Consider the following 23,599-nt stretch of genomic DNA (forward strand, 5'->3'; position numbering starts at 1 on the left):
GGCGGTGGCGTGCATGTCGACGCCCCGACCTCCCGACGGCGTTGAGGACCAGACCGAGCGCGCCGAGCCGCCGCTGCTGCAGGGCACCGCACGGTGCCGCGCGGTGACGTGGCCGCACGCATCAAGCGGGCCGTGGGCTTCTACGAGGACGAACTGGCACGCTTCCATCACTTCAACGAGATCGGGCTGACCTGCCGAGACTCTCGGTGGCGGGAGGCCGTCTCCGCCTGCTCAGTCCTGACAGACCACGAGGACTTCGTCGTCCACACACCGAACGCCCACCGCGTTCGCGGTCCATATGCGCTTCGAGGACAGCATGACCGCAGTCAGCGGCTACCTAGCGATTGGTCTCCCGGTTCACCGAGCAGCAGGTTGTCATAGAGGGGACATCCCACGGTGAAGCACACCTCGACTCCGAGATTCAGTGTGCTGTCCAAGGACTTGAGGAATTCGTCTCCCACGCAAACAGGGCATCCGCCGTGTTCGTCCGTCGCTCCGAGGTAGTCCACGCCGGCTCGCCTTCGCTCCCTTGAGACGGCGTTGAAGAACCGCGTCGCCCATGGTATTTGCTTCTCGTTGAGGCCAACGCCACCCACGTTCGAGCGGTCGGCAGTAAGGAACACGTCCGATGTCAGCTTCCACACGCCGTCCACGTAGCGTACGTATCCGGCCCCGTCGCTGCCCAGTTCGCGGAAGGCCCCCGGCACTCTCCCTCGAACCTCCATGGTGAAACGTACGCAGTCCAATAGTTCCTGCTGCTTCTCTCCGCTCAGGTGCGCTGTACGTGGCCGCGCCCATTCGATCATTTGGTGTACGTGTTCCTGTGTCAGGTTTGGTCGGGGTTCGCGTAACACTCCAGCCAGTGCGCCGCACGCCGTAAGTTCCAGCACCCGGTCGTCGGTGTCGCCGCGTGCACGCCAGGAGGTCGCATAGGTGGCCATCCAGTCTGCCGACCGGTAGACGAGTTCTTCCTGTTCTGCGGAGGTCAGGTCTCCCACCGCGTCTCCCATCTCGGTGACCAGCTCCCGAATGTGGGTAAGGATTCGCGGGGTGTGATTCCCGATCAGAAACCCCCGAGTTCGGTCTGGGATCCCTTTCCTGTTCGGGGGGTTGACCCACGTATTCACGTGCTCTGCTGTTCGCGCCAGCACGTCGATCATTTCGGGGGGCCAGCTGAACCTGGCTCCGAACCTGCGCACCGCCTCGGGGCTTGGTGCGCGTCCGCGCACGTCAGCTCGCCAGGCCTTGTGCGGGTGGTCACCCCGGTAGACGAGCCACGTAGCGCCCGCCATGTGATGCGCTGCGATGACACGGAAGATGCGGGTGAGGGCCGCGTCGTTGTCCGGGTCTGCTCCTGCTTCGTCCAGGGCAACGAAGAAACCCGCGATCCCCCACATGGCGGTGCCTTTGCACCACGCCTCTCCGAGGGCCGGAAGCTCCCAGTCGGCCAGGCCGTGATCGGACCCGCGCACCCACTTGAAGCCCTGGTGCACCATGGCGGCGCACATCTCCCCGAGGTGGCCGATCCACTCGGCGCCGCCCGGTGTCCGGCAAAGCCCCCGGAAGGCCCCGTGCCGCCAGGCGGCGTCCACGACAGCCAGCGTCCGGTACTCGTCGCTTTCCTCCAGCGAGTTGACTGGGGCCCGTCCGTGGGTCAGCAGGTGCGTCTCGAAGTCGAGGAAGTCCTTGATGCCCTCGACCCAGTCCCGATTGCTGCCCGACACGCGTTTTCTCAGTTCGCCGATCAGCTTTGCTTTCATGACGGGGCTGCCGCACTTGTCGATCTCCGCGCAGGCGTCGTACACCGACACCATGAACGCGTCCTTCTGGTTTCCGTAGAGCCAGTCGGCCCAGCAGTGACCGTAGGTCTTCATGCCGTGTCTCTCCTATTCGACGGCGCAGGGAAGGCGCTCGATCCCGTTGACGAGGCTCGCCTTCACCCAGGTGGGCTGGGCTGTCGCGTGGAAGCCGGGAAGTCGCGTGAAGAGCTCTTTGAGGAGGGCCGTCATCTGCCGGCGGGCCAGGTGTGCGCCCAGACAGACGTGGGGGCCTCCCCCGCCGTATCCGACGTGCGGGTTGGGTGACCTCGTGACGTCGAAGGCGTGCGGGTTCCTGAACACCCGCTCGTCCTGGTTCGCGGAGCAGTGGTAGAGGATCACGCGATCCCCTCGCCGGTAGGTGTGCCCGTGGAGCGTGTAGTCGCGGGTGACGTTGCGCCTGACCCACGCGACCGGCGTTGCGCACCTGACGATTTCCTCGACCGCTGTGGGGAGGTTGTCCAGCAGCAACGCCCGCTGTGCCGGATTCTGCGTCAGCAGGTGGATTCCGTGCGACAGTGCGTGGCGGGTCGTCTCCACCCCGGCCGCGATCAGCAGGGTGAAGAACCGGCCCAGTTCGAGATCCGTCAGGAACTCGCCGTCCACGTTCGCATTGACCAGGGCGCTGATCAGATCCTCGCCCGGCCGCTCACGGCGGGCCCCGGCCAGGCCGGTCACGAATCCGTGCATCACGGCGAACTTCTCTTTGATGAATGCTTCTCGCTCTTCAGGTCCCTGGAAGTCGAGGTTCCCCGAATCACTGATCGCCAGCACGATGTTGACGGCAGGCATGAGCTCCTCGCTTGCCGACAGAGGTATCCCCATCATCGAGAAGACAGTCCCGAGGGTCAGCGGTGTCGACACCGTCTCCACGAAATCGCTCTCGCGCCGATCGGCCAGACCACCTAACAGATGGGTGACCCGCTCCTGGATGTCCGCCTCGAACCGGGCGAGGACCCGCGGAGTGAACGCCCCGGAAATGATCCGGCGCAGGCGGGCATGGCGGGGGTCGTCCATGCTCTCCATGGAACCGCCGTACTTCTCCGTGCCTGCCGGCAGCTCGTCCAGGCGCACGGCGGTGGGCTCGGAGCTGAACACCCCGGGGTTCCGGGCGGCCTTGACCACATCCGTGTGCCGTGTGAGCGCATAGAAGCCGGCCGTCCCCTCACGCGGACAGAAGACCGGACCATCGGTCGCGCGCAGCTCGGCGAACAGCTCATCCCGGACAGCCGGCGGCCGCGCCCAGAACGACGCGGTCATGAGATCCCGATTGATCACCACATCCCCCAAGTTCCCGACGTGTGGCGTAGGTTCGCGGCACAGTACGAGGGTGCCCGGCCTGGTCCCACGACACACTGAGGGACTGCCCTAATGGAGATGCTCCGGAGACACGGGGCGTGCAAGAGACCTCCCACTCCCTCCCCTGGTACGTGCCCGGGCCGACCGAGCTCAACCGGCACCTGGTCCACGCCGACCCCCCGGACCACACCCGGCTGCGGGCCCTGGTGAACACCGCGTTCGCACCGCGCCGCATCGCCCTGCTGGAACCTTTCATCACCGAGGTCGCGCACCGACTCCTGGACCGGGTCGAGAACAGCGCGCACGTCGACGTCATCGCGGACTTCGCAGCCCCGCTGTCAGCTACTCGCCCCCAAGTCTGTTCGCCCGCCCATAGACGCCAACTGCCCCGCGGTGTACCCGTGGCGCCGGCTCCGAGTCGCCCGACTACAGCGTCAACGTTCGCCCTCCAAAGCTGCGTGGAGACCTTGAACGTCAGCGCGGGAGAGACTGTCAATGATGTCCAGGCAGCGGGTGGAACATGCCGGACAGCAGCTGACGGCTACCCCATGTCCGGTGCCTGACGACGGTCGGCGAGTGGGCGCGTCTCGGCATCGGCCTCAGCCGCGTCGGCGAGGGCCTCGGCCGCAGCTTCCGCGGCCTGCGCAGCATCGTGGGCGGCCTGGGCGGCCGCCTTGTCCTCCGAGGACGTCTCACGGGTGGCCGGCGACTGGGGAAGCACCTCGCTGAAGGCGCGCGACACGCCCTGCAGGGCGGAGGTGACCTCGCTGGGGATCACCCAGAACGTGCTGCCCGACCCTTGGGCGAGCTGGGGCAGCATCTGCATGTACTGGTAGGCGAGGAGCTTCGGGTCGGGGTCGTTGCGGTGCACGGCCTGGAACACCTCGTCGATGGCCCGGGACTGGCCCTCGGCCTTGAGGATCTCGGCGGTGCGGTTGCCCTCCGCCCGGAGGACGGCGGACTGCTTGTCGCCTTCGGCTGTGAGGATCTGCGACTGCCGTTGCCCCTCGGCCCCCAGGATCGCCGCCCGCTTGTCGCGCTCGGCGCGCATCTGCTTCTCCATCGCGTCCTTGATGGACTGCGGAGGGTCGATGGCCTTGATCTCGACCCGGTTGACTCTCAGCCCCCATTTGCCGGTGGCCTCGTCCAGAACGCCCCGGAGTTGGTTGTTAATGGTGTCGCGTGAGGTGAGGGTCTTCTCCAGATCCATGGAGCCGACGACGTTGCGCAACGTGGTGACGGTGAGCTGTTCGACGCCCTGGAGGAAGTCGGCGATCTCGTAGGCGGCCGCTCGCGGGTCCGTGACCTGGAAGTACAGGACGGTGTCGATCTCGACGACCAGGTTGTCCTCGGTGATGACCGGTTGCGGTTTGAACGAGACGACCTGTTCGCGCAGGTCGATCACCGGATAGACCCGGTCGACGTAGGGGATGACGAGGTTGAGCCCCGGCCTCAGGGTGCGGCGGTAGCGGCCGAGCCGTTCCACGTTGCGAGCACGCGCCTGGGGCACGATGCGTACCGCCCGCACCACGGTGAACACGGCGATGAGCGCGACGATCACGCCGGCTATGAGGAAGGCCGAGACTTCCATCGCTTACTCCCGGGGGTAGACGAGGGCGGTGGCGCCGCTGATCTCCAAGACGTCGACGGTCACTCCCGGAGGAATCACCAGCGTCTCGTCATAGGCGCGGGCCGTCCATTCCTCGCCTCCGATGCGAACCCTGCCACCCAGGCCCGTCACCTCCGAGACGACATATGCAGACCTGCCCACCAGCGCATCCACGCCGAACCGCTCAGCCTGAGGCTTGAGCAGGTGACGCGCCGCGACGGGGCGCACGAAGAGCACACTGACCGTAGCCAACACGGTGAAGAGCAAGAATTGGAAGGGCAACGGAAGCCCCAGCGCCGCGGCCCCCGCCGTGACCAACGCGGCCGCACTCAGGATCCCGAGCGCGGCAGTGAGAGTGAAGATCTCCGCCACTGCCAGCGTCCCTGCAGCGATCAACCACATCAACCAAAGATCCATGGCGCCCTCCTGGCCACTGCGGCTCCACGGAGGCCGGGGAAAGGAATACCACCTCTTTGACACTTTTACCCCTTCTGTGCGATCTCACCCCTTGTCGCCCTGCTCAGCGTCGTCGACGTCTGCACTGCCGTCGCCCACGCCCTGCAGCTCTACGACAGCGAACGCACCCACCCCTTCAACCTCGGCCAAGCCACTGCGGCCCGCGTCCGCCGCCGACTGCGTTGACACCCTGCACCTCTACGCCGGGCGGCATCCCGACGGCCCCCAGCTCACCAAGCTGATCGGCGAGCCGTCCCTGCACAGCGACACCCTCCGCAGCCTGTGGCCCGACCACGACGTTCCCGCCCGCACCACTGGCGGATCTAGGGCCATTCGTTTGATCACTCCCGGAACAGGGAGTGATCCAGGGTTGAGGACCTTGGGCGTTTGAGGCGCCGGGAGACAACCGCGAGGCACCGGAGAATGCGGAATTCCAGATCAGCGGTTCGTTGTTTCCGTGTGCCGTTGACTGACGCGCAGTGGGCGCGAATCGAGCCGTTACTCCCATATCGGACACCAAGGCGGGGTGGCCGGTGGCGGGACCACCGAGAGGTGATCGACGCGACCGCTTGGAGGTTCCAGACCGGATCGCAGTGGGTCCATCTGCCGGAGAAGTTCGGCAACTGACGAGGTGTCTACAACCGGCTGCGGATGTGGGCCATCGACGGCACCTGGGAGCGGGTGTTCACTGCGCTGATTGTGCAGGCCGACGCCGACGAAGTCCTCAACTGAGGAGCCCGCAAAAAGGGGCTCCAGCAGGCGAACCGGCAGACCACGCCAGCGGCCGTTCCCGCGGCGGACTGACCACAAAGATCCACCTCGCCTCCGATGCCCACTCCCGGCCACTGGCCTTCATACTCACCGCCGGACAGGCCGGCGACGCACCCGCCTTCGCACACGTCATGGCCCGCCTTCGCGTTCCTCGACGGCGAGGACGTCCCCGCACCAGGCCGGACGTGGTGCTGGCCGACAAGGCGTACTCCTCCCGCGCGATCCGCGAGCACCTACGCAAGCGCGGGATCCGCGCTGTGATCCCAGTTCCGGCCGATCAACGCGGTCACCGCCTGCGGCGCGGAAGCCGAGGCGGCAGGCCACCAGCCTTCGACCGTGAGGCATACAAGCAGCGCAACACCGTCGAACGCTGCATCAACCGCTTGAAGCAGTGGAGAGGCATCGCCACCCGCTACGAGAAGACCGCGACCATCTACCTGGCTGGACTCCACATCGCGGGCATCTTCCTCTGGTCCGCTCGGTGATCCAAACGAAACGGCCTAGTACTCCAGCCGTAGTTCGTGATCTCGATCGTGAGGGGCGCCGAGGAGGCAGCTGGACGAGACCGACCACGCCGTCGCGGGCGTCCGTTCCTTCTCCGCCTACCCGAGTCCACCGAGACGGAGGGCGTTCCTTATATCGCTGAGCTTCGCGGTCGTCGCCGGGGTCCACTCCTTCGCCTGCTCACCCAGACGGAGGGCGTTCTCAAGCTCGCTGAGTTTCGCGGAGGACAGAACGCCCGCTCGCTCGATCAGGTCGTCCCGGGACACGGTGGTCAGCCACGTGCAAGGGGTAAAGCCCGGACGCGGCAACGCGAACCGCAGCACGCCTTCAAAGGGCAGTCCTTCCACGGCGCCTACTGCCACTTCGACGCCCAGACCGGTGATGTCGACACCCGCCCGAGCGACGACCTGCATCACCCGGATCCCGGACGCGTCGTCTCCCGACAGCAGCACGACCGGCCGCCGCTCGTCGAACTCCACCCACCAGACTTCGCCACGTTGCACATGTCCTCCTGACACAGGAACGGCGGGCGGACGCTGGGCGACCCCGACGCGCTGTCGAGACGGGTGCGGCCACCCGTTGATCATCGGTGTGTGAAGACAAACGATCACGCGGTGGTCGCAGGTCACAGCGTAGACCCTGCCCGCTGGCAGGAGGCGTTCGAGGGCCTGATGAGCCGGATAGCGGGACGGTTCACACGGGTCGAACCCCGGTTCCGGGTCGGGAAGTTGGCGCTCGGACTGCTGTCGGACCTGTCGCGCAAGAACTGCTGGACCATCGCCGAATGGGCCGGGGAGAGGACCCCGGACGGCATGCAGCACCTGCTCGGCCGGGCCAAGTGGGCGCCGACCGGGTCCGCGACGATGTGTGTGACTACTTGGTGGACCACCTGCACGACGACCAGGCGGTACTGGTGGACGACGAGACCGGGACGCGAAGAAGGGCACCGACACGGTCGGCGTCCAGCGCCAGTACACCGGTACCGCAGGCAGGATCGAAAATTCCCAGGTCGCCGTCTACCTGGTCTACGCCGGCCGGCGCGGGCACGCGGCAGTGGACCGGGAACTGTACTTCGGGCGTTCATGGACCTCCGACCCTGACCGCTGCCGGGATGCCGGACTCGACCAGGACACCGCCTTCGCGACCAAGCCGGAACCGGCCACTCGTATGGTTGCCCGGTTCCTGGACGCCGGCCACCAGGCCGCATGGGTCGCCGGCGACGAGGTCTACGGCGGCAACCCCAGGCTGCGAACCGCCCTGGAGGAACGCGCCACCGGCTACGTCCTCGCGGTGGTCTGCTCGCACGAAGTCACCACCGGGGCGGGGAGGTTCCGTGCGGACACCCTGGCCAAGAAGGTGCCCAAGCGGGCCTGGCAGAAGCTCTCCGCAGGGGCCGGGGCCAAGGGCGACCGTCTCTACGACTGGGCAGTCATCGACCTCGCCGACCCCCGACCCGGGAGTCGTCAGCTGCTGATCCGCCGTAACCTCAGCACCGGCGAACTCGCCTACTACCGCTGCTACTCGCCCGCACCCGTGCCGCTGACCGTGCTGGTCAGAGTCGCTGGATCAAGATGGCGGGTGGAGGAGTTCTTCCAGTCGAGCAAGGGCCTGGCCGCACTCGACGAGCACCAGGTCCGCCGCTATGCCTCCTGGCCCCTCTGGTTCACCCTCGCCATGCTCGCGCACGCCTTCCTCGCCGTCGTACGCGCAGACGAGCACACCCGCCCCGCACCCGATGCCCTCATTCCGCTCACCTGCAACGAGATCCAGCACCTGTTCATCACACTCGATATCCGACCCGTCCACGATGCCGCCCACCGGCTCGGTTGGTCCGACAGGCGGCCCCGCCACCAGGCCCGGTCCCAGGCCAGCCACTACCGTCGACAAGCCACTCGGGCATGAAGATCACGATCTACGGCTGGAGTACTAGGCCGTGTTTTAGAGGTTGCTGGTGTGCTGGGTGGGCCGTTCGGGGAAAGGGCGAAGGCTCACGCTGGGGGTTATCCCCCGATCCGATCTTGAGGTACGCCGGATCGCGCCCCGGTGGGGAACGGCACTAGCGTTCAGTCACGTCTGCGAGTCCCGCGAACGATCCCGGGCCACGCATGACGAAGGCCACGCATGACGAAGGGGTACCTCATCGATGCGCATCCTCCTGATCGGGCCGCCCGGGGCCGGCAAGGGCACGCAGGCAGTGCGCCTTGCCGCGCATCTGTCGATCCAGCACATTTCCACCGGTGACCTGTTTCGCGAGCACATCGACCAGGGCACTGATCTTGGCCAGAACGCCCACACGCACATACACGCCGGCCTTCTTGTACCGGACGAGGTCACGATCGGGGTGATCAAAGAGCGCCTTGCCCGCCCGGACGCCGAGCGCGGATTCCTGCTGGACGGCTTCCCCCGCAATCTTGCGCAGGCGCAGGCGCTGGACGGCATCCTGGCCGACTCGGAATCGAGGCTGGATGCCGTGCTCGACCTGGAGATTCCCGAGGACCAGGTGGTCGGACGGATCGCTGGACGACGTTTGTGCCGTCAGCACCGCGAACACATCTTTCACGTCGACTACAGCGCGCCTGAAGTGGCAGGAGTCTGCGACCTCTGCGGCGGTGAGCTGTACCAGCGCGAAGACGACCGCGAGGCAACCGTTCGTAAGCGACTGGAGGTCTACCGCACCGAGACGGCGCCGGTCGTCGACCACTACCAGGCTCTGGTGACCACGATCTCGGCCCACGGCCAAGTCCAGGAGGTCCTGGACCGCGCACTGGACGCAATCGGCCAAGGCCAGGCTGACGCCGCCGGTACGTCGAGCTGACGCCCCCCTCCGCCGTGAACGTGCGGGCTGCCGTCTTCGAGATCGCCGCCGAGGACTGCAAGATCCTCCTGCCCCAACCGCCGCCTCGGGCCCGTACATCGCCGAGATCTGGAGCGTCTCGCCTCGTGCCGTGATGATCCCGGTGTGGGAGGAGGGGATCTTTCAGATGACCAACGGGCGGTGCTGGGGCCGTTGTTGCCGGTCGCGGCGGTGGGCAGGCCGTCGCTCGGTCGGCGGCGGTTGATCGACGGGATCCGCTGGCGGGTGCGGACTGGTGCTCCGTGGCGGGATCTGCCGGATCGAGCCGCTGATGCCGGCCGATCCGGTCCGCGGTCGGCGGTGGGCGGTGGGCCGACCATCGCCGCACCCTTGAGGCCATCGCGTGGAAGTACCGCACCTCCTCGCCCTGGCGGCCTTCCGGACGAGCTCGGCTCATTCCAGACCGCTCACAAGCGGCTGATCAGATGGGCCGTAGACGTCACCTGGGTGAGGATCCTCGCCGCGGTCCTGGCCGCGGCCGACGCAGGTGACGACATCGGCTGGACCGTGTCGGTGGACTCAACCGTCTGCCGGGCCCACCAGCACGCCGCCGGAGCCAGGAAAAGGGGGCTCCAGGCCGAGCCGAACCCGACGATCATGGGCTCGGACGCTCCCGCGGCGGCCTGAGCACGAAGATCCACCGTGTCAGCGACAGCCACGCTCGCCCTTTGGTCCTCCGCGTCACCGCTGGCCAGGCGGGCGACGCACCAGCCTTCGAAGCTGTGATGGTCGGCATCCGTGTTCCGCGAAGCGGACCTGGAAGACCGAGGACCCGGCCCGATGCCGTCCTGGCGGACCGCGCGTACTCATCCCGCGCGATCCGGAGTCTCCTCCGCCGACGCGGAATTCGCGCTGTCATTCCCCAGCCGTCCGACCAGGTCGGCCACCGTCCACGGCGAGGCCGCTCTGGTGGCCGGCCGCCCGCTTTCGGCACCGAGGCGTACAAGCAGCGCAACGCGGTCGAGCGATGCATCAACCGGATCAAGCAGTGGCGCGGCCTTGTTCTGCGAACGGACAAGCATGCCATCGCCTACCAGGCCGCACTCCACCTCGCTGCCATCCTCATCTGGACCCGACACTGAGCGGCGAAGAACCTACTAACCGGAGGTGCTGGGCAGCCAGCTGGTAGCGCCCGCCACTTCGCGCGCTATGTCGACCACGGAACGCCCGTCGGTCGCCACTCGCACCGTGTCCAGTGGTGTCCGCTCCTCCAGGATCCGCGCCTTACGAGCGCTGCTCTCCAGCTCGTGCTCCAGCTCCGAGCCCAGTTCCCGACCGATCAGCCGCTCACGGACGGTGGCATCGGAGGCGGTGAGCGCCACCCGCACGATCCTCACATTCGCACCCATGGCGCGCTGGAACATGCCCTCGTTCTCGGCCAGAACGCTCACAGTGTGCGTGTAGATCAAGCGGCTGTATCCGAGCTCGGCGTAGTTCGACCAGAGCGCCGTCAGATTGCGCTCGGCGATCTTCCTGCGGCGGGGGTCCCCCTCCGGAGCAGGATGCGCCTGCCCCATGAAGTCACCTTCGATTACGCAGTGAGCAACCATCGCGGCGCGCAGACGCGCTGAGACCTCCCACCCCACCGTCGTCTTGCCGACGCCGGCGCGCCCTCCGATGAGCAACACCTCTGCTTGATCCATAACTGCACCCTGCCACCGAATAGTCGAACCGCGAACCGCGCGAACCAAATGTGCGCGGATCAGGGTGACAGGCCCTAGTCCTCGTCGAAGTCCAGGCGCACGACCGCCGGCGGGATGAGGATCCGGGTGTAGCCGTTCGTCGTGTACGCCCTGCCGGGTGGTGGTGTCGTTGCCCAGCCGGAACCCCACGGTCAGGGTCACGTCTGTGGGGGTGTGGGGTTGTCGGCCGCGATCTGGTCGACCAGCCAGATGACAGCGGACGGGTCGCCCTGGCCTCGGGCGGTCGCGAGGTTTTCGAGGGCTTCGGAGATGGCCCGGCCGACCCGTTGGCCGACGCCCTGTTCCAGCTTGGTGTGGAGGATGCTCTGTGCCTCGAAGCACCAGTCGACATCTCGCGCCACTCGGCGTGTCCATGGGAAGGGGCTGGCCGCCATGCCCGGCGCCTGGGTCCTCTCCAACGGTGTGGGGCACAAGACGTGGATGTGGACCCATGAGTTCGGCCACTCCTTGGGCTTCCAGCACTCCGACACGCTGAAGGCCTGTCCGGTCGCGGGCGCCGCCACGACCGTGAACGGCGCGTGCACGGTGTCCGGAGGCGATGACCCGACCGACACCATGGGCGGCGGCGGGAGGAATCGGGACACCGCGCGATCGGTGGATGGAGGCCTGGCCGCCAGTCCTGGGCGGGTCACTTGTGGAGAACGGCCTGGATTTCGAGGCTTATCGACACCTTGTTGCTGAGCGCGACGCCACCGGCGTCGATGCCGAAGTCGCGCCGATTGATCTCCGCGGTCGCGGAGAAGCCGGCCCGCTGTCCATCCCGCTGGTCCGAGGTGAAGGCGTTCGCCTTGAGGGTCAGCGGCACCTGCCGCGTGACGCCGTGCAAGGTCAGCTCACCGTCGACGGCCCAACCGTCGACGGTCTGGCGGATGCCGGTCGAGCGGTAGCTCATCGTCGGGTACGTGTCGACGTCGAGGTAGTCGGTGGCGTGGAGGTGGTTGTCGCGCTTTTCGTTGCCGGTGTCGATGGATGCGAGGTCGATCGTCGCGGTGACCGACGAGCGCAGTGGGTCCTTGTCCGTGACGAGCGTGACGTTGTGGGTGGTGAACCGGCCCCGCGTCTTGCTGATCATGAGGAGGCGGACGGAGAAGGCGATCTCGGAGTGCGCCGGGTCGGCCTTCCAGGTGCCGGCCACATAGCCCGGAATCGCGACGGTCGCGGGGGCGGTGTTTACGGTTTCGTCCATGGCTTCCTCCATGGTTGTGCGGCCGCGGCCGCGCGGTGAGGGGGATGGTGCGTCGGTGCCCGTGATTCATCGCGAGCGGCGCGCCCGCCGGCGTCACGGAGCCCAAGACGTCGGTCGTAACGGACAGTTGCCTGGTGTTGCTCGAACTCCTGTGATCTGTCAGGGCTCGAGGTCGACCCCTCCTTTGCCGCTCGCGATGTCGAGCGGCACCGAGACGTGGTCGTGCGTGATCAACCATGCGCCGTCGATCTTCCGGAAGCAGTACGTGACCCTGACCCACATCCCGCCCATCGCCCTTCCGTCCTTCAGCGTGCCGCTGAGACGGGCAAAGGCGTGCCCGAAGGCCAGGTCGTCGCCCACGGTGGGGGTCAGCTCGCGAACCTCGTAGGTCACGCTCTCGAAGAACGCGAACACGGGCGCCCAATTCTTGAGTTTCGCCTCCATCCCCACACTTTGGAGCGGCGGCTCGATGTCGAAGGACACGATGTCTGTTGCGTACAGCTTCTTCAGGCCTTCGGGATCCTTGGCCTGGAGCCCCTTGGCGATCATGCCGACCTGCCGCCGAATCTCAGCTTCATCCATCTCGCGTTGCGTAGGCATCGCGACCCCGCCTTCCCTTTCGTCGAGGAACCCTGGCTTCTCACACGCTCCGCTCTGCGGATTACGTTTCCCCTATCAGCGCAGAATTTCGGCCCGCACCCTCTCTTTGGGAGTTGCGATGTCCCAGTAACGAACGATGCCCCGCGCATTACTGAAGTCGCCTGTACCGCCGGTGATGGCCATGACGAGCGAGCTTGTTCCACTGACCCAGAGCGACTGCATGGTCAGTGAGCCACGCTTGATTTCCATCGTGATCAGGCATTGTGTCGTGAGTTCTTCGCCACTGATGTGGATGACCTGGCACGACCCACCCCCACGTCCGACACTGCGGCCGTCCCTTATCGCGGTGCCGGAGTAGACGTATGTATCACCCAGGCTCGGCCCCTTCGGGTCGAGATCGGTATACGCGTACTGATCGTTCTGAACCTCGAGTTCGAGGACCTCGACTTGTCGCCCTTCCGGAGCATTGGCGTCGGCGCTGTTCACGGCAAAGATGCCGACCAAAGCAGTCACCAGCGAAATGGTGAAGCATTTCGTGAGCGATGCTCGTGCGTTGTTGTTCCTCCGCTCCCTGTCGTGCACGCCGATGGAGCCCAGCCTTCTGGTAGCCACGATGGAACCTCCTCATTCACTCAAGCGGTTTCTGGCCCTGGCGGGCGGTGCCGGTCAGGCGGCCGGAGGGTCGACCTCGCCGCCGACCCTGGCGTGCCCGGATCAGCTGTCCCGGGGGCTTGTCGATCCCCGGTAAGTGCAGTGCGGGCTGGCGCACATGAAGCGAGATGACGGGGGCGTGCACGCCGCCCGGCACACCGCCGACACCCCAGCGGTGCCTCGGGATGCCACAGATCTTTGATGCGGGTACGCGCGGCGGCGGCCCCGTCGAGGATCTCCACCGTGAAACCGTGTGCGGTCAGCGCAGCGGCCGCCCGCTCCAGACGTTGCGGGCGCCGGGTCGGTGAAACAGCGTTGCCGCCGTCGAGGTCGTCATGTTGAACTCCCTGCTCAATGGGTGATGTGTTCGTCTCAGCGGTTCGACAACACAGCCCCGCGGAATGTGAGGCCGGTGCGTCGCCTCACATTCCGCGGGGCTGTGTTGTCGAACCGGTAAGGGCAGATACGACGAAGGGAGCCGTCGGCACCATGAGCACCCGATCCGAGCCAGGACACGGCCGGCCCGATCCGGGCCTGGACGCGCTCATGAGCGAGCGGCGCCAACTGATCAATCTTGCGTACCGGCTTCTGGGCTCCCTGGCCGAGGCCGAGGACGCCGTCCAGGAGACCTACACCCGCTGGTACGCCTTGTCACGGCAGCAGCAGGACGCCATCGAGAACCCTGGCGCCTGGCTGACGACCGTCGCCGGCCGTATCTGCCTCAACCTGCTCGGCTCGGCACGGGCCAGGCGAGAAACCTACGTGGGCGAATGGATCCCCGAGCCACTGCCCGAGCATTCGGAGTGGATCAGTGGGCGGGCGGACGGTGCGACGGCCGATCCGGCCGACCGGGTCACCCTGGACGAGTCGGTCAACCTGGCCTTCCTGGTCGTGCTCGAATCGATGACCCCGGCCGAACGCGTCGCGTTCATCCTGCACGACGTCTTCTGCCACTCGTTTGCCGAAGTGGCCGAAATCGTCGGCCGTACCCCGGCGGCATGCCGCCAGCTGGCCTCCTCGGCCCGCCGCCGCATCCGGGCCGCGCAGCCTTCCACGACTGCGGCAGCCCAACGAACCGCCGTTGTCAGGGACTTCAAGCAGGCCTGGGAGGCCAAGGACATCGACGCCCTGATCGGCCTGCTCGACCCCGATGCCACGGCGATCGCCGACGGCGGTGGCCTCGCCATCACCTTCCCGCACCCCATCGAAGGCGCTGAGCAGATCGCGCACGCCTGGCGAGAGATCGCCCGCCGCAGGCCCGAAACCATGACGTTCCTGGAGCGTACGGTCAACGGTCAGCCCGGTCTGGTGGCTCAGCAGGACGGCGTCATCGTGTCGGTGTACGCGTTCGAGGTCGCTGACGAGCGGATCAAGCACATCTGGGTCGTACGCAACCCCGAGAAACTCCATCGCTGGACGACGGGTTGAGACGCACGTATACAAGGATCCGGCTCGCCATCCCAGAGAAGAAGCGGCACGCGGCCGCGGCCGCCAGCGCTCAGACCGCCATCACCAACGCCAAGGCGCGACTCGCCCAGGTGGTCACCAGGCCGCCCGCATGCAGATGCCGCAGGTCACCATCGCCCACCAGCGCCGGCCGCAGCCGTGAATGGGTCCGCCAGACCGTCGCCTGACCCACCGCAACGACATACGGGAAGCGCCCGCCCCGAGGGACGGGCGCTTCCCGTATACCGGGGGCTTGCTGGATCGCGGGTTCGTCGAGAATGCCGCCACCGAGGGCACTGCCCTGAGCGGCGCTGGTCTCGGCCTGTTCGCCGAGAGGCACGAGGGTGCGGGCGGCCGCGTCCAGAGTGGCGACGGCGGCACGGATCGCGTTGAGACGCCGAGCGCGCCCAGCGTCCCCGGCGGCGACGAGGTCGCCGAACGTGTCGTCGAGCAGCCGGTCGACGTCACCGAGCCGGAAGCCAAGGGTGTTCATCTGCTCAGGGAAAAGGGTCTCGGCGATTGCTGGCCGGTACGTCATCAACAGAAACGCCGCCACCGTTCCGAGCTCGGCGGTGGAGCGGCCAAGGCCGCTTCGGTGAGGCGGCCACGGATGCGGTCGAGGGCCATGTCTACGCTGCTGGTGGGCACGGTCGCGACGACGTCAGTCATGGGTTCCCCTGGGATTGCGAGAGAACGGCCGTCAACGGTACCGGCGCGACGGGCGGTTCGGGGAGCGCGACTCGCTCAGCTGAACCGGAAGACCGCCCCTGCCGAGACGGGGCGTTCTGCAGGCGGTCGCCGATCCAGTCGTGCCCCGGCGCCACGGGCACGTCGCGCACGATGACCGGCCGGCCGTCGATAACCGAGCCGGGGCCGACGAGGTATCCGCCGCTGCGCAGTCCGTATCGTCACCGCCGGCGGCACGGTGAGGAACCGGCTCGTGGACGCGACGCCGGCCACGCCGACCACCGACGACGCGCCGCTGGAGGTGGGCCGGATGCTGGTGAAAGAGGTCGCCGACGCGGCCGTCAGGGTGTGCTCGGTGGGCGCCCAGGGCGCGGACCTTCGCATCGCGGTCGGTGGCACGGCACCTCCCGCCTGCTGAGAGGGGACGACTCGTAGGAGGCTCGTGGGACGGCTCGGACCGGGGATAATCGCACTCCCAGGGCCGTCCCACGCGCGCGCGTGGCGGTGGCCCGGCCGAGCGAAGAGACGAAGGATCGATGACGCCGAAGGTGGGCCAGCGCGTGAAGCTGGCGGTAGAACTCGCATGGACAGGGCAGGTCGCCGTGGTCACGGAATCCCCGGAGGAGCCGGGCGACGTCGTGGGATTCCTGGCCCTGGCAGCGGGCACCGAGGGCACCATCGAAGAGGTGAACGACGACCGGCAGGAGAGCCAGGAGGTCCGCGAGTACGTACGGCTCAAGTCGCTCCTTGACGACTTCGGCCACCAGATGCCGCCGGGGAGCAGGGCCCAGCTGGAGGAGCAGATCGCCGCCCTGGAGCCCGCGTGGACCGCCTACGCGGAAGGTCAGATTCCGGTCCGGGTCCGCGTCCGGCTCGACAACGGCTTCGTCCTCCGCGACACCTCCGGGGATGTCTTCGTGGCCGTCTGATCCTCCGTACCGGACGTACGCGGGTCGGACCGCACCGGCCACCAGACCGTCCTTGTGGGTCCGGCTCTTCACCGGGCGCGTCTCGCCGCCGATGGTGGCGGTCAGGGTGAGGACGGTGCCGGGCTGTCCGTGCGCCCCGAGCCACTCCAGGAACTTCGCGTCGGCCGTCGCCGCATCTCCACCACGGACGCCGGCCGTCAGGGCCGACGGCTCCGTCGGTCACAGCAGGAGGTCCGCTTGTGCTTCACGCTCAGCCCCATATCTTCTTGTAGTTGGCCTTGTCGACGTTGGTCGGGCCGGTGACCGGCGGGTTGGCGACGTTCTTCCACATGAGGGAGAAGGCGTTGTCGCTCCTTGTGGCAGAGGCCGAGTGCGTGTCCGATTTCATGTGCGGCGACGGACTGCCGGTAGCCGGGCTTGCTGAGTTCGCTGGGCGGGTCGAGGTACTGCTTGTTCAGGTAGATGTAGTTGGTGGCCTCGATTGCGCGGGGCCGCGCCCAGTCGCTGACTGGCGGAGGGCTCGGCCACAAATCCGGTGACCACCTCCGAGGTGCTTGATCGGCTGTCCGTAGGTTGGGATATCTTCCTGGCGCGGCGCGTCGAGACTCTTCTCCGTGCCGCGTAAGGGAGGGAATCCATGCGCAACACTCTGCTTCAGCGCGCGGCCGCGTTGGCCACGACGCTGGGGCTCACATCGCTGGGGCTGCTTGGGGTCGGCGCGACGCCCGCGCAGGCGGCGACCAGTGACTGCCCCAAGGGCTACTTCTGTGCCTGGGCAAACACCGCCGGCACGGGCTCGATGTTCAAGACGAGGACGAGCGTGCCCACCCTGGGGAGCTGGGACAACAAGATCCGGATGCGATACAACCGCACCGGCTTGAACGTCTGCATGTACGACCAGCAGAACTACGGGCTTGCGGGCGGGCTCTCATGGGATACCCCTGCCGAGTCCTATCCGACCAGCGGCGGTAGCGCTGAGATCAGCTCCATCAAGCTCGTGCCCACGCTGCGCGAGTGTGAGGCGGAGCCGTATCCCCACTGGGAAGCGGTGGTGTCCCCGAGGACGAGCGGGTTCGGCGACATGAACGGCGACCGGCGGGCGGACGCGATTCTGCGCGACGCGGCCGGGCGTCTGTGGTTCATGCCCGGCGACGGCACCGGGCGTCTGATCGGCTCGGGCGGCTGGAAGGCGTTCGACGCCCTCGTACGGCACGGTGACTTCAGCCGTGACGGCCGCGAGGACGTGATCGCCCGGGAGAAGGCCACCGGCAAGCTGTGGCTCTACCCGGGCACCGGCAGCGGGGGCCTCGGTGCGCGCAAGCTCATCGGCAGCGGCGGCTGGAACTCTCTGGGCCGGCTCGCCGCGTTCGGCGACCTGTCCGGCGACGGTCGCTCCGACCTCCTTGCCGTGGAGAAGGCCACCGGCAGGCTTTGGCTCTACCCCGGAACGGCTTCCGGAGGCCTCGGCGCGCGCAAGCTCATCGGCGCCGGCGGCTGGAACAGCTTGAACGCCCTCGTCGGCGCCGGCGACATGACCGGGGACAACCGCGCTGACCTCATTGCCCGGGAGAAGGCCACCGGCAAACTGTGGCTCTACCCCGGCACCTCGGCCCGGACGCTCGGTGCGCGCAAGCTCATCGGCACCGGCGGCTGGAACTCCATGCAGCACATCTTCGCCGTCGGCGACACCTCCGGCGACGGACGACCCGACCTGCAGGCGTCCAACAGCGGCCGACTCTACGAGTACCAGGGGCTCGCCACCGGCAGCCTGCGCAAGGTCGACAACTACAACTACTCCTGGTGGGCCCTGGAAGGCACCACCGCCTTCTGATCCGCCCCTGAACGGCCGGTCCCGGGCGACCTGCCGGGACCGGACCGGTCCCGCTCCGCCATGTGCCCGGGCAGACCGCAGGTACGGTCCGCCCGGGCACAGCCGTCACGATGCCGCGGTGCAGTGGACGACGGTGGTCTCGCAAGCCTCCGCGTAGACCAGGTCAAGGGCTACCGCTCCGGACCGAGCCCCGCCCCCGCCCCCATCACCGTGGTCACGCAATGCGCCGGCGGACGCCACAGAGGTGTTGACCGGACTACGGGCCGACGCGCAGCCGATGTGCACATCACCTGCCTGGTCTAACCGTTACTCGTTGTGCATCCGCATGACGAAGGAGCGCAACGGAGTTGGACGCAGCATCTCGTGACATCCAGTTGATTCGCCTGCCGCGTTGGGGGCGGGTAGCCAAAGGCGGGGCGGTGGCTGGCGGCCGGGCCGACCAGGGCAAGGAGCCGATCCTTGCCCTGAATGAAGGCGACCCGCGCTGCGCGGAGTCCAAACGCAACGAGCTCATGATGGGGTCCAACAGCCTGCTCGTCAGCCGGGTGGTTCTCCCCCGCTACGTCTTCCTGCGCGGCTACAAGGCGATGCGGCTGTTCAAGGACGTCCAGGAGATGTTCCCTGCCGGGCGGCTGGAGCGGATGCGTGAGTCCGGGGCCGAGGTCGGCATGACACCCCGGCACATCGACGAGGGCCTGCGGGTCATCTCCTCAATGATCTTGCACACGGGCCGGGACCTCGACCAGCTCACCGCAGAGGACGGCTTTTACCTCCGCGCTTGTCGGGCGACGGGAGACCGGCGAGGCATACGTGGGCACCCACAGCGCGTGGGACCTGCTGCGTGGAGCGGGGGTCATCAAGTCGAAGGACACCCTCAAGGACGCGCTCCGGCACGGCCGGCGGCCCACCGCCGAGCTGGTCGACGCCTACAACATCCAGTCCACGCAGGTCCGCAACCTGCACGTCCGCTACCTCGATGAGCGCCGCCCTGGAATCGACTACGGCACCTTCCGTGGACTCGTACGCGAACTCGCCGGCGTGTTCTGGGCGGACATCGAGGCACACCACCCCGGAATCGACACCCTCCGGCTGCCCGACGAAGTCGTTGACGGCTGGAAGGAACGCCTGGTCACCTACGTCCACAAGAGCGGAGAGGTCAAAGAACGCCGGTCCCGCATCGACGTCATGATGCGCGTGCGGCTTCTACCTCGACGTCCAGGAGTGGGCGCACGAGGATCCGTTCTGGGCTCAGTGGGCAGTGCCGAGCCTGATCACCCGGGGTGACGGCGCCGGGAATCACAAGATCTACAAGCAGACCACGGCACGGATGCACCAGCGGGTCCGCGAGCGGCTACCGCACCTTCCCGTGCTGCTGGAGACAGCGGAGCGAGTGCACCGCGAGGCGTCGCGCTGCTGGAGGCAGCCCGCGTCGCTCCTTTCGATGCTGTCTTCGAGCACGACGGGACGCGATACCTGCGGGTCCTTCCCCAGGTGAATCAAGTGCCCAGCCGACTCGATCACGGTTCGCGGCACATCTTCATCAAGGAAGTCGGCAGCACCGGGCGCCGGATCAACCAGAGCCTCGTGGAGGACGACGCCTTCTGGGCCTGGGCGATCATCGAAACGCTGCGGCACACAGGAGTCCGAGCCGAGGAACTGACTGAACTCACCCACCTCGCCCTGGTCTCCTACAAGCTTCCGGACACCGGCGACCTGGTGCGGACCTACCGGGGCTTCCTCGACCGGCGCCGAGCCGAGCGGCCCCAAGAGGAATACCGCGAACCGACCCCTGCGGAGTGGCACGACTTCCAGCAGCACTTCGAGCTCCGCAAAGTCTCCCTGGGCACCTGCGGGCGATCCTACGGAACCCTTGCAAGCACGAGCATGCTTGCATCCGTTGCCCGGTCCTACAGATGGATCCTCGCCAGCGGCCCCGCCTCCTGGAGATCCCCCAGAACCTCCGCGAGCGCATCCGCGAGGCCCGCGCCAACGGCTGGCTCGGCGAGGTCGAAGGACTTCAAGTCAGCTTTGACGCCGCGATGGCCAAGCTCAACAGCCTCAAACGGGCTCCGACCGATGGACGGCCACACCTGGTTGACCTTGGCATGCCGGTCTTCACCGACCACGCACCACAGCTTCAGCCAGGGTCGGGAGAGCCTGGATTCCGGTCCTGATCCGGTCACCGGGCGAGTTCGGCTTGGCGAAGACTGCGGAACACCTCCGGGGTCGTCCATCCGCGCAGCGTGGCGTGAATCGTCGAGCGGAAAGCGACCTCGGCCGTGGTGGCATCGAGGGCCCCGGCGAGTTCGAGAGTCACGAGCCCGTGCAGGGCAGCCCAGATCGACAGGGCGATCGACGTTGCTTCGCCGGCGAGGACGGACGCCGTCAACGCGCGATCGATCGCCGCGAGGAGCGGACGGATCGGGTCGCTGGCACCGGCCTCTCCCGACGGGTCGAAGGACTGCACACCACCGAACAGCACCGTGTAGAGGTGGCTGTGTCCGCGCCCCCAACGACGGTAGGCGACGGCGAGTGCGTAGAGGTCGGCGAGAGGGTCCGCGGAGGTCTGTACCGCCGACAGGTCCTGGAACAGGCCGGCGACGGCTCTGTCGCGCACCGCACCGATCAGCCCGTCCTTACCGCCGAACAAGGAGTACACCGCCGTCGTCGACGCCTCGGCGGCAGCAGCCACAGCGCGGACCGTGACGGACTCCCGCGGACGGGTGGCGAGCATCTCGGTCGCGCACTCCACAAGCCGCTCTTTGACGGCCTCGTCGTTTGTTCTGGGCCTACCCACGGTCAGCAGCCTACCCTCTCTGATAACGTCGTTTTGAAACAGCGTTCTGAAACTGTCGGAGGTCCGCCGTGCCCACGTCCGCCATACGTCTCGTCCGCTTCACCGGACGCCTACTGTTGGCCCTGGCCGCCGTCGCGGCGCTGGTCGTCGTCTTCCTCGCACTGATCGCCCTCACGGACGGGGCAGGTTCGGGGCTCGCCGCGTGGTTGACGACCCTCGGGACCGGGACTGTCCTCGCGCTGTGGCGGGGTCGGCACCGCACCTGGCCGGCGCGGCTCGTGCCGTTCCTGCCGGTGGTCGTCGCGGCGGCGTTGACGGCGGCGGTCTGCATCCCGATCGTGCCGACGGCCCGGCGGTATCCGCCCGGGCTGCCCTTCGTGTCCACTCAGCACTGGAACCTGGCCACGGGCAGCCGGGTCGCGGTGTACCACTACCCGCCCGCGAACCCCGGCCCCCGGCATCCCGTCCCGTTCGTGTACCTCCACGGAGGACCCATCCGCGGCATCTCGGTGCAAGACCACACCTTTCTGCAACTCCTGGCACGCCAGGGCTACGACGTCTACGCCTACGAACAGGCCGGCGGCGGACGAAGCGACCTGCTCCCCATGGACCAGTACACGATCTCCAGGGCGGTCCGTGACCTCGCCGCCTTCGTCGACCGCCTGGACAAGGGCAAGGTCGACATCCTCGGATTCTCCGGGGGCGGAGTCGTGCTCACCCGAGCCCTGGCCGACCCAGGCGTCGCCACACGCCTGCACCGGGCGATCATCGCCGAGCCCGGGCCCATGGACGGCCCCACCGCACACATCACCGGGCACAAGGGCCGAGCATCCGCACAAGGCCTCGCCCCGAACCCGACCGGACCGCGATCGACGCACGTCCCCCGGTACGCCGTGGCATTCGGCCTCATGCGACTCGGACTCCTCAGCCCCGACACCGGACTGATCGGACAGGCCGAAGGCGCCAACGCCTTCACCGCCGCAGACCTCGGCAGCGACACCGCATCCGCCTACTGCGCGGGCGACGCGCACCGCATCCCCAGCGAGGACACCGAACAGAACTTCTCCTTCAGCCCCGCCGCCAGCCTCCGCGTCCAGCAGACAGTCAAGGACTCGCCCTCCATCGCACCGCTACTGAGGCAGTCCCGGACCCCCGCGATGCTGATGATCGCCGAATGCTCCTCCCAGGTCCGTCAATGGGCGACCGCCATCCTCGCCAATGACCCCGCCATCCAGCGCACGCAGTACATGCCCCGAGTCGGCCATCACATGTGGAACGGCCTCGACGACAACAACGACCGGGCCGCCGACGTCATCACTGCGTTCCTTCAGGACAAGCCGGCCCCTCTGCCGAACTACCCGACCCGCGACGAGATCCCTACCTTCATGCGCGACCACAGATGAAGTCGCTGCAGCCCGGCACCGGCGTAGACGGGCGAAACCGCGAAGCCGCCTGGGCCCTGCGCGAAGTACAGCCAAGGACGAGTTCTTAGCCCGGAAAAAGGCCGCGACCACTGCCATGGCGCTAGCCGCCATCGTCTCCGGCAACGTCGACCAGGCCGACGAGTACGGCCTCACCATCGCCGCGCAGGCGCTCACCCGCCACCGGCTCACCGTCGACCTGATCCACCGAGACCTCGACCGTCCAGTCGTCGACCGCTGACCACCCCTCCGGCGAAACCGGCAGCCCATCCCCGAACAGATCCGTTAGCCCCAACGCCCCTGACCAAGGAGGAACCACCGTGACCATCCTTCCCCTCCCCGTCTTCGACGCGTGGACCGCTCGCCATCTCGCCCGGCCCGAGACCTGGCACGGCCTCAGCGGCACGAAGGTGACCGGCGAAGCCGTCGCTGCCCACCTCCAGGCCGTCGCCGCCCTTATGGAACGGGAGAACTGGGACCCCCATATCTGCGATCGCAGCAGCCGCCGCAACCTGTCCTACGCCCTGCGGCACACCAGCGACGACGGCCTGGGCGACGACGACACCGGGTTCGAGGCCGTGCATCACAATGTCTCCCTGTGACGAGTACCTGGATGACCACGGCCATCGCGATCGTCGGCACGCTGCTGGGTAGCGGACTGACGGCGTTCGTAACCGCTCGGACTGAGCGGCGGAAGAATGAGGCTCTGGAGCGACAGCAGATACGCCACGAGGCCGCACAAGATCGCACTCAGCTTCGTGACCTACGGGTCGAGCACCAGAAGTGGCGCCGGGATCGCCGACAAGCTGCCTACCAGGGCTTGATGGATGCAGCGCATGAAGCACAGGGGGCTATCTGGCAACTGGCACGGCTGACGCTGGAGCCCTACGACCAGCATCGCTATGACACAAGGCGTGGTGCAGCCATCGATGCAGTACGGGCGACTCGGCAGGCAGCGACCACGGTTGAGCTCGAAGGCAGCCGGTAGCCACGTTCGGGGGCGGGCTGTACGTCGTCTACGAGCCTGACACGCGCCGG

Annotated in this window: 25 protein-coding genes and 3 pseudogenes; 14 read left to right on the forward strand and 14 right to left on the reverse strand. The window is 67.4% G+C overall.

The features are described 5' to 3' along the window. Positions 1 to 326: 326 nt before the first annotated feature. From ACZ6K0_RS10490 to ACZ6K0_RS10505, 4 genes are all read right to left on the reverse strand, one after another. Positions 327 to 1,874 (reverse strand): hypothetical protein, encoded by a 1,548-nt coding sequence (locus ACZ6K0_RS10490; protein WP_469233862.1) that lies wholly within the window; start codon positions 1,872 to 1,874, stop codon positions 327 to 329. 12 nt (positions 1,875 to 1,886) lie between these two features. After that, positions 1,887 to 3,077, reverse strand: coding sequence for a cytochrome P450 (locus tag ACZ6K0_RS10495; RefSeq protein WP_469233860.1), 1,191 nt, complete (start codon positions 3,075 to 3,077; stop codon positions 1,887 to 1,889). A 580-nt stretch (positions 3,078 to 3,657) separates the two neighbouring features. After that, positions 3,658 to 4,707, reverse strand: coding sequence for an SPFH domain-containing protein (locus ACZ6K0_RS10500; RefSeq protein WP_469233858.1), 1,050 nt, complete (start codon positions 4,705 to 4,707; stop codon positions 3,658 to 3,660). Positions 4,708 to 4,710: 3 nt separating this feature from the next. Further along, the gene (locus tag ACZ6K0_RS10505; RefSeq protein WP_469233856.1) at positions 4,711 to 5,142 is read right to left on the reverse strand and encodes an NfeD family protein; all 432 of its coding nucleotides are present in this window, start codon (positions 5,140 to 5,142) and stop codon (positions 4,711 to 4,713) included. Here ACZ6K0_RS10505 and ACZ6K0_RS10510 point away from each other — a divergent pair. Together ACZ6K0_RS10510 and ACZ6K0_RS10515 are read left to right on the forward strand one after the other, a co-directional pair. Continuing rightward, positions 5,141 to 5,572, forward strand: a complete 432-nt coding sequence (locus tag ACZ6K0_RS10510; protein WP_469233854.1) for an MmyB family transcriptional regulator — start codon at positions 5,141 to 5,143, stop codon at positions 5,570 to 5,572. The two genes, ACZ6K0_RS10505 and ACZ6K0_RS10510, sit on opposite strands and share 2 nt — an antisense overlap. A 32-nt stretch (positions 5,573 to 5,604) precedes the next feature. Beyond that, positions 5,605 to 6,437, forward strand: a pseudogene (locus ACZ6K0_RS10515) (IS5 family transposase). Between the two features lie 117 nt (positions 6,438 to 6,554). Here the strand turns inward: ACZ6K0_RS10515 and ACZ6K0_RS10520 are convergent. Beyond that, positions 6,555 to 6,959, reverse strand: a complete 405-nt coding sequence (locus ACZ6K0_RS10520; protein ID WP_469233852.1) for a type II toxin-antitoxin system PemK/MazF family toxin — start codon at positions 6,957 to 6,959, stop codon at positions 6,555 to 6,557. A 168-nt stretch (positions 6,960 to 7,127) separates the two neighbouring features. Here ACZ6K0_RS10520 and ACZ6K0_RS10525 point away from each other — a divergent pair. From ACZ6K0_RS10525 to ACZ6K0_RS10535, 3 genes and pseudogenes are all read left to right on the forward strand, one after another. Further along, positions 7,128 to 8,358: pseudogene (locus ACZ6K0_RS10525) on the forward strand (IS701 family transposase). Between the two features lie 241 nt (positions 8,359 to 8,599). After that, on the forward strand, positions 8,600 to 9,271 hold the full coding sequence (locus ACZ6K0_RS10530; RefSeq protein WP_469233850.1) for an adenylate kinase: 672 nt from the start codon (positions 8,600 to 8,602) through the stop codon (positions 9,269 to 9,271). 310 nt (positions 9,272 to 9,581) lie between these two features. After that, positions 9,582 to 10,392, forward strand: a pseudogene (locus ACZ6K0_RS10535) (IS5 family transposase). Between the two features lie 15 nt (positions 10,393 to 10,407). Here the strand turns inward: ACZ6K0_RS10535 and ACZ6K0_RS10540 are convergent. From ACZ6K0_RS10540 to ACZ6K0_RS10560, 5 genes are all read right to left on the reverse strand, one after another. After that, positions 10,408 to 10,953 (reverse strand): AAA family ATPase, encoded by a 546-nt coding sequence (locus ACZ6K0_RS10540; protein ID WP_376406722.1) that lies wholly within the window; start codon positions 10,951 to 10,953, stop codon positions 10,408 to 10,410. A gap of 197 nt (positions 10,954 to 11,150) precedes the next feature. After that, positions 11,151 to 11,354 carry a hypothetical protein gene (locus ACZ6K0_RS10545; RefSeq protein ID WP_469233848.1) on the reverse strand — a complete coding sequence of 68 codons (204 nt, stop codon included), beginning with the start codon at positions 11,352 to 11,354 and terminating at the stop codon, positions 11,151 to 11,153. A gap of 287 nt (positions 11,355 to 11,641) precedes the next feature. Beyond that, a complete protein-coding gene (locus tag ACZ6K0_RS10550; protein WP_376406726.1) occupies positions 11,642 to 12,199 on the reverse strand; it encodes a YceI family protein in 558 nt (185 codons plus the stop codon). 159 nt (positions 12,200 to 12,358) lie between these two features. Next, positions 12,359 to 12,781 (reverse strand): YybH family protein, encoded by a 423-nt coding sequence (locus tag ACZ6K0_RS10555; protein WP_469233846.1) that lies wholly within the window; start codon positions 12,779 to 12,781, stop codon positions 12,359 to 12,361. Positions 12,782 to 12,874: 93 nt separating this feature from the next. Beyond that, complete coding sequence (locus ACZ6K0_RS10560; protein ID WP_469233844.1) at positions 12,875 to 13,411, reverse strand: allene oxide cyclase barrel-like domain-containing protein; 537 nt, start codon at positions 13,409 to 13,411, stop codon at positions 12,875 to 12,877. A gap of 528 nt (positions 13,412 to 13,939) precedes the next feature. Between ACZ6K0_RS10560 and sigJ the strand changes: the two genes are divergently transcribed. Next, positions 13,940 to 14,878 (forward strand): RNA polymerase sigma factor SigJ, encoded by a 939-nt coding sequence (sigJ, locus tag ACZ6K0_RS10565; RefSeq protein ID WP_469236251.1) that lies wholly within the window; start codon positions 13,940 to 13,942, stop codon positions 14,876 to 14,878. Between the two features lie 70 nt (positions 14,879 to 14,948). Here sigJ and ACZ6K0_RS10570 read toward each other — a convergent pair whose 3' ends face one another. Next, the gene (locus ACZ6K0_RS10570) at positions 14,949 to 15,452 is read right to left on the reverse strand and encodes a hypothetical protein (protein ID WP_469236252.1); all 504 of its coding nucleotides are present in this window, start codon (positions 15,450 to 15,452) and stop codon (positions 14,949 to 14,951) included. A 384-nt stretch (positions 15,453 to 15,836) separates the two neighbouring features. Between ACZ6K0_RS10570 and ACZ6K0_RS10575 the strand changes: the two genes are divergently transcribed. After that, positions 15,837 to 16,001: a hypothetical protein gene (locus tag ACZ6K0_RS10575; protein WP_469236253.1), complete on the forward strand. Its 165-nt coding sequence runs from the start codon at positions 15,837 to 15,839 to the stop codon at positions 15,999 to 16,001. A 118-nt stretch (positions 16,002 to 16,119) separates the two neighbouring features. Then, a complete protein-coding gene (locus ACZ6K0_RS10580) occupies positions 16,120 to 16,512 on the forward strand; it encodes a hypothetical protein (protein WP_469236254.1) in 393 nt (130 codons plus the stop codon). A 250-nt stretch (positions 16,513 to 16,762) separates the two neighbouring features. On the opposite strand, the gene ACZ6K0_RS10585 is transcribed toward ACZ6K0_RS10580, so the two are convergent. Then, complete coding sequence (locus ACZ6K0_RS10585; protein WP_376406740.1) at positions 16,763 to 16,900, reverse strand: hypothetical protein; 138 nt, start codon at positions 16,898 to 16,900, stop codon at positions 16,763 to 16,765. Positions 16,901 to 17,149: 249 nt separating this feature from the next. Here ACZ6K0_RS10585 and ACZ6K0_RS10590 point away from each other — a divergent pair, with 249 nt between their 5' ends. After that, complete coding sequence (locus ACZ6K0_RS10590) at positions 17,150 to 18,343, forward strand: FG-GAP-like repeat-containing protein (RefSeq protein ID WP_469236255.1); 1,194 nt, start codon at positions 17,150 to 17,152, stop codon at positions 18,341 to 18,343. Between the two features lie 810 nt (positions 18,344 to 19,153). Next, the gene (locus ACZ6K0_RS10595; protein WP_469236256.1) at positions 19,154 to 19,627 is read left to right on the forward strand and encodes a hypothetical protein; all 474 of its coding nucleotides are present in this window, start codon (positions 19,154 to 19,156) and stop codon (positions 19,625 to 19,627) included. Positions 19,628 to 20,250: 623 nt separating this feature from the next. On the opposite strand, the gene ACZ6K0_RS10600 is transcribed toward ACZ6K0_RS10595, so the two are convergent. Continuing rightward, the gene (locus ACZ6K0_RS10600; protein WP_469236257.1) at positions 20,251 to 20,469 is read right to left on the reverse strand and encodes a hypothetical protein; all 219 of its coding nucleotides are present in this window, start codon (positions 20,467 to 20,469) and stop codon (positions 20,251 to 20,253) included. A 53-nt stretch (positions 20,470 to 20,522) separates the two neighbouring features. Beyond that, on the reverse strand, positions 20,523 to 21,140 hold the full coding sequence (locus ACZ6K0_RS10605) for a TetR/AcrR family transcriptional regulator (protein ID WP_469236258.1): 618 nt from the start codon (positions 21,138 to 21,140) through the stop codon (positions 20,523 to 20,525). Positions 21,141 to 21,208: 68 nt separating this feature from the next. On the opposite strand from ACZ6K0_RS10605, the gene ACZ6K0_RS10610 reads away from it, so the two are divergent. From ACZ6K0_RS10610 to ACZ6K0_RS10625, 4 genes are all read left to right on the forward strand, one after another. Then, positions 21,209 to 22,543 (forward strand): alpha/beta hydrolase, encoded by a 1,335-nt coding sequence (locus ACZ6K0_RS10610; RefSeq protein WP_469236259.1) that lies wholly within the window; start codon positions 21,209 to 21,211, stop codon positions 22,541 to 22,543. Between the two features lie 115 nt (positions 22,544 to 22,658). After that, positions 22,659 to 22,802 carry a hypothetical protein gene (locus tag ACZ6K0_RS10615; RefSeq protein ID WP_469236260.1) on the forward strand — a complete coding sequence of 48 codons (144 nt, stop codon included), beginning with the start codon at positions 22,659 to 22,661 and terminating at the stop codon, positions 22,800 to 22,802. Positions 22,803 to 22,881: 79 nt separating this feature from the next. After that, the gene (locus ACZ6K0_RS10620) at positions 22,882 to 23,163 is read left to right on the forward strand and encodes a hypothetical protein (protein WP_469236261.1); all 282 of its coding nucleotides are present in this window, start codon (positions 22,882 to 22,884) and stop codon (positions 23,161 to 23,163) included. An 11-nt stretch (positions 23,164 to 23,174) separates the two neighbouring features. Next, positions 23,175 to 23,549 carry a hypothetical protein gene (locus ACZ6K0_RS10625; protein WP_469236262.1) on the forward strand — a complete coding sequence of 125 codons (375 nt, stop codon included), beginning with the start codon at positions 23,175 to 23,177 and terminating at the stop codon, positions 23,547 to 23,549. The last annotated feature ends 50 nt before the right edge of the window (positions 23,550 to 23,599 follow it).

The organism is Streptomyces sp. NPDC042346 (assembly GCF_055581845.1).

What these genes read in the sequence shown, in the direction of transcription:
- ACZ6K0_RS10510 (WP_469233854.1), top strand. Translation starts at nt 5,141, where the DNA reads ATGGCGCCCTCCTGGCCACTGCGGCTCCACGGAGGCCGGGGAAAGGAA.
- ACZ6K0_RS10555 (WP_469233846.1), bottom strand. Translation starts at nt 12,781, where the DNA reads ATGGATGAAGCTGAGATTCGGCGGCAGGTCGGCATGATCGCCAAGGGG.
- ACZ6K0_RS10625 (WP_469236262.1), top strand. Translation starts at nt 23,175, where the DNA reads ATGACCACGGCCATCGCGATCGTCGGCACGCTGCTGGGTAGCGGACTG.
- ACZ6K0_RS10590 (WP_469236255.1), top strand. Translation starts at nt 17,150, where the DNA reads ATGCGCAACACTCTGCTTCAGCGCGCGGCCGCGTTGGCCACGACGCTG.
- ACZ6K0_RS10530 (WP_469233850.1), top strand. Translation starts at nt 8,600, where the DNA reads ATGCGCATCCTCCTGATCGGGCCGCCCGGGGCCGGCAAGGGCACGCAG.
- ACZ6K0_RS10580 (WP_469236254.1), top strand. Translation starts at nt 16,120, where the DNA reads ATGACGCCGAAGGTGGGCCAGCGCGTGAAGCTGGCGGTAGAACTCGCA.
- ACZ6K0_RS10550 (WP_376406726.1), bottom strand. Translation starts at nt 12,199, where the DNA reads ATGGACGAAACCGTAAACACCGCCCCCGCGACCGTCGCGATTCCGGGC.
- ACZ6K0_RS10490 (WP_469233862.1), bottom strand. Translation starts at nt 1,874, where the DNA reads ATGAAGACCTACGGTCACTGCTGGGCCGACTGGCTCTACGGAAACCAG.
- ACZ6K0_RS10505 (WP_469233856.1), bottom strand. Translation starts at nt 5,142, where the DNA reads ATGGATCTTTGGTTGATGTGGTTGATCGCTGCAGGGACGCTGGCAGTG.
- ACZ6K0_RS10615 (WP_469236260.1), top strand. Translation starts at nt 22,659, where the DNA reads ATGGCGCTAGCCGCCATCGTCTCCGGCAACGTCGACCAGGCCGACGAG.
- ACZ6K0_RS10540 (WP_376406722.1), bottom strand. Translation starts at nt 10,953, where the DNA reads ATGGATCAAGCAGAGGTGTTGCTCATCGGAGGGCGCGCCGGCGTCGGC.
- ACZ6K0_RS10495 (WP_469233860.1), bottom strand. Translation starts at nt 3,077, where the DNA reads ATGACCGCGTCGTTCTGGGCGCGGCCGCCGGCTGTCCGGGATGAGCTG.
- sigJ (WP_469236251.1), top strand. Translation starts at nt 13,940, where the DNA reads ATGAGCACCCGATCCGAGCCAGGACACGGCCGGCCCGATCCGGGCCTG.
- ACZ6K0_RS10585 (WP_376406740.1), bottom strand. Translation starts at nt 16,900, where the DNA reads ATGAAATCGGACACGCACTCGGCCTCTGCCACAAGGAGCGACAACGCC.
- ACZ6K0_RS10500 (WP_469233858.1), bottom strand. Translation starts at nt 4,707, where the DNA reads ATGGAAGTCTCGGCCTTCCTCATAGCCGGCGTGATCGTCGCGCTCATC.